Origin of the sequence: Streptomyces marokkonensis (assembly GCF_039539045.1) — a bacterium.
Lineage (GTDB): Bacteria > Actinomycetota > Actinomycetes > Streptomycetales > Streptomycetaceae > Streptomyces > Streptomyces marokkonensis.
Genome location: NZ_BAABCQ010000317.1, coordinates 1 through 3,581, shown reverse-complemented (window position 1 = coordinate 3,581; position 3,581 = coordinate 1). Strand labels below are relative to the sequence as shown.

The following is a 3,581-nucleotide window of genomic DNA, read 5'->3' as shown; positions in this document are numbered from 1 at the left end:
CGCGCTTGCCCCGGTCCGCGCTTGCCCCGGTCCGCGCTTGCCCCGGTCCGCGCTTGCCCCGGTCCGCGCTTGCCCCGGTCCGCGCTTGCCCCGGTCCGCGCTTACGCCGCCCCGCGCTGGAGCGCCTCGCACACCGCAGTGGACTCGCGCGCGCCCAGTTCTACCGCCCTGCCACAGTGGGCGATCCACGCGGCCATACCCTCCGCGGTTCCGGAGGCGTAGCCGTCGAGCGCCGCCAGGTAGGCCGCGCGCCCCAGTTCGGCATGGCCGACCTCCGCCGGGCAGACCGATTTCGGGTCCAGGCCGCTGTTGATCAGGACGATACGCTCGGCCGCACGCGCGACCAGGCCGTTGTACGAAGTGAAGGGACGCAGCGCCAGCAACTCACCGTGCACGACGGCGGCCGTCACCAGCGCCGGCGCGGAACCGCCCCCCATGACCAGTCCGGCCAGACCGTCCAGACGGCCGTGCGCCTCCCCGGCGTTCGGCAACGGCAGCTCGACGAGCGGCTCGTCCACCGGCTCGCCCTCCTGCCGGGGCCGTCCCACCTGATCAGCATTGTCCGCCGCAGCCACCAGATGCAGCCGGGCCAGCACCCGCAGCGGGGACTGCCGCCAGATGGACAGCAGCTGCCCTGCCTCGGCGGTCAGCCGCAGCGCCGCGCCCACCGCGCGCGCCTCGTCGTCGTCGCCGCTGAAGTCGGTCCGCCTTCGCACCTCCTCCAGTGCCCAGTCCGCCCCGGACAGCGCTGCCGAACCCCGCGCGCCGCGCAGTGCGGCCTCGGAGGTGATCTCGTTACTGCGACGCCGCATGATCCGGTGGCCGTAGACCCGGTCCACGGCCTTGCGTACGGACTCCACGGACTCGGCCACACCGGGCAGTGCACCCAGGGCCGCGAGCGGATCGGCGGTCGCGCCTGTCGTACTCATGAGTACGACCCTACGCATCCCGGCACCACACCCCACGAATGAGTGGTCTTCCTCACGTGCGCCCAGCCCCTCGCACCACTCACGGCCATGACGCCACTACCCTTGGTGAACATGAAAATTGCTTTCGTCGGGAAGGGCGGCAGCGGGAAGACCACCCTGTCCTCCCTGTTCGTCCGCCATCTCGCCGCCACCGGTGCGCCCGTCGTCGCGGTCGACGCCGACATCAACCAGCACCTGGGGGCCGCGCTGGGCCTCGACGAGGCGCAAGCGGCCGCACTGCCCGCGATGGGCGAACACCTCCCGCTGATCAAGGACCATCTACGCGGCACCAACCCGCGCATTGCCTCCGCCCAGAAAATGATCAAAACGACTCCGCCCGGCGAGGGCTCGCGCCTCCTGCGGGTACGCGAGGACAACCCCATCTACGACAGCTGCGCCCGGCCGGTGGAACTCGATGGCGGGGCCGTCCGTTTGATGGTCACCGGGCCCTTCACGGACGCCGATCTGGGAGTCGCCTGCTACCACTCCAAGACGGGAGCGGTGGAGCTGTGCCTGAACCACCTGGTCGACGGCCGTGACGAGTACGTCGTGGTCGACATGACCGCGGGCTCGGACTCGTTCGCCTCCGGCATGTTCACCCGCTTCGACATCACGTTCCTCGTCGCCGAGCCGACCCGGAAGGGGGTCTCCGTCTACCGCCAGTACAAGGAGTACGCCCGCGACTTCAACGTCACCCTGAAGGTCGTCGGCAACAAGGTGCAGGGGCAGGACGACCTCGACTTCCTCCGCGAACAGGTCGGGGACGACCTGCTGGTGACCGTCGGGCACTCTGACTGGGTGCGTGCCATGGAGAAGGGCCGGCCTCCCCGGTTCGGCCTCCTGGAGGACGCCAACCGCCGTGCGCTGCGCACCCTGCACACGGCCGCCGACGCGACGTACGAGCTACGGGACTGGGAGCACTACACGCACCAGATGGTCCACTTCCACCTGAAGAACGCCCACAGCTGGGGCAATGAGCGCACCGGGGACGACCTGTCGGCGCAGGTCGACCCCGGGTTCGTCCTCGGTGAGGGCGTCGTCGCTCCGGCGTGACGAGCCGAGGCTGGGTGAACCGAGGCTGGGTGAACCGAGGCTGGGTGAGCCGAGCCGAGGCGGGATGGCAGCCTCGCCGCCCTCACGCTCTTCACCGGTCCCGCCGTGTCGGCTACCGCTCGGCGGGCGGCGCCCCGGGCACGCCCTTCGGTGCCGGTGCCGGGTCGGCGGAAAGGAAGGACGCCCAGCCCTTCTTCGGGGCCTCACCGACGTCCAGCGTGCGCAGCTTCTTCAGCACCTTCGGGTCCTGGGCGTCCAGCCAGTCCGCGAGCTGCCGGAAGGAGACGCAGCGCACCTCGTCCTTGGTGCACACCTCCTCGATGACCTCCTCGATGGCACGCATGTACGTGCCACCGTTCCAGGACTCGAAGTGGTTGCCGATGATCAGGGGCGCACGGTTGCCGTCATAGGCCCGCTGGAATCCCTGGAGCAGGCCGTCGCGCATCTGGTCGCCCCAGAGCTCATGCTTGGCGGGGTCGCCCTGGGTAGTGGTGCCGGACTGGTTGACCATGAAGTTGTAGTCCATGGTGAGCTGCTCGAAGGTGTGCCCGGGGAACGGCACGAGCTGCATCGACAGATCCCACAGCTCCTGCTTCTTCTTCGGCCAGATCTGATTGTTCACGCCGCTGCTGTCGTAGCGGAAGCCCATCTCACGAGCGGCCCGCGTGAAGTTCTCCTGCCCTTCCAGGCATGGGGTGCGGGCGCCGATCAACTCCTCGTCGTAGTCGAAGGGGAGAGGCGCCGCGTTCTTCATGCCCGTATTGGTCTTCCAGGTCTTGACGAACTGCTTGGCCTGGCGGATCTCCTCCTTCCACTCCTCCACGGACCACTCGCCGACGCCGCCGCCGCTACCGCAGAAGTGGCCGTTGAAGTGGGTTCCGACCTCGTTGCCCTCCAGCCACGCCAGCCTCAGCTGCTCGACGGTGTCGGCGATGCCCTGCTCGTCGTTGAAGCCGATGTCCGAGCGGCCCGGGGAGTGCTGCGGCGGCCGGTACAGATCCCGCTTCTCCTTCGGCAGCAGGTACACGCCGCTGAGGAAGTAGGTCATCGTCGCGTTGTTCTCCTTGGCCACTTCACGGAAGTGGGAGAACAGCTTCTGACTGTCCTCGCCCGCGCCGTCCCAGGAGAAGACCACGAACTGCGGCGGTGTCTCACCGGGCTTGAGCCGCTGGGGCCGGGGCAGGTGCGGCTGGGCCCCGGTGTACGCGGTGGAACCGTCACCGATCAGCCGGACCGCGTTCTTGGGCGCGGGCGCCGCTTCGCCCTTCTCCTTCTGCGGACCGTTCGTCCCTTCACCGGAACCGTTACCGCTGCCGATCGCGCAACCGGCGAGCGACGCGGCGCAGACCGCGGCGACGATCGCCGTGCGCGCGGCAATCACGGGACGCGCGGCGATCCTGTGGGTGGCGGCCATTTTCCGCCCACCTTCTTCCTTCTCTCGGGCCCACACCGACGAGGCGATGTCGGGTACTGAGCCGGGATGTGCCATCAGCGCCGTCAAGGTGGCACGCATGCGAGAAGGAATTAGTACGACAAGCCGATGAAATACTCGAAAGTCGG

3 protein-coding genes are annotated in these 3,581 nt (G+C 68.9%); 1 reads left to right on the top strand and 2 read right to left on the bottom strand.

The annotated features are described in order from the left end of the window. Positions 1-101 precede the first annotated feature (101 nt). Positions 102-929 (bottom strand): Fic family protein, encoded by an 828-nt coding sequence (locus tag ABEA26_RS35350; protein ID WP_345598094.1) that lies wholly within the window; start codon positions 927-929, stop codon positions 102-104. 111 nt (positions 930-1,040) lie between these two features. Here ABEA26_RS35350 and ABEA26_RS35345 point away from each other — a divergent pair, with 111 nt between their 5' ends. Beyond that, entirely contained in the window at positions 1,041-2,021 is a 981-nt protein-coding gene (locus ABEA26_RS35345) for an ATP-binding protein (RefSeq protein WP_345598092.1), read from the top strand. A 112-nt stretch (positions 2,022-2,133) separates the two neighbouring features. On the opposite strand, the gene ABEA26_RS35340 is transcribed toward ABEA26_RS35345, so the two are convergent. After that, positions 2,134-3,435 carry a polysaccharide deacetylase family protein gene (locus ABEA26_RS35340; RefSeq protein ID WP_345598090.1) on the bottom strand — a complete coding sequence of 434 codons (1,302 nt, stop codon included), beginning with the start codon at positions 3,433-3,435 and terminating at the stop codon, positions 2,134-2,136. Positions 3,436-3,581: the final 146 nt, after the last annotated feature.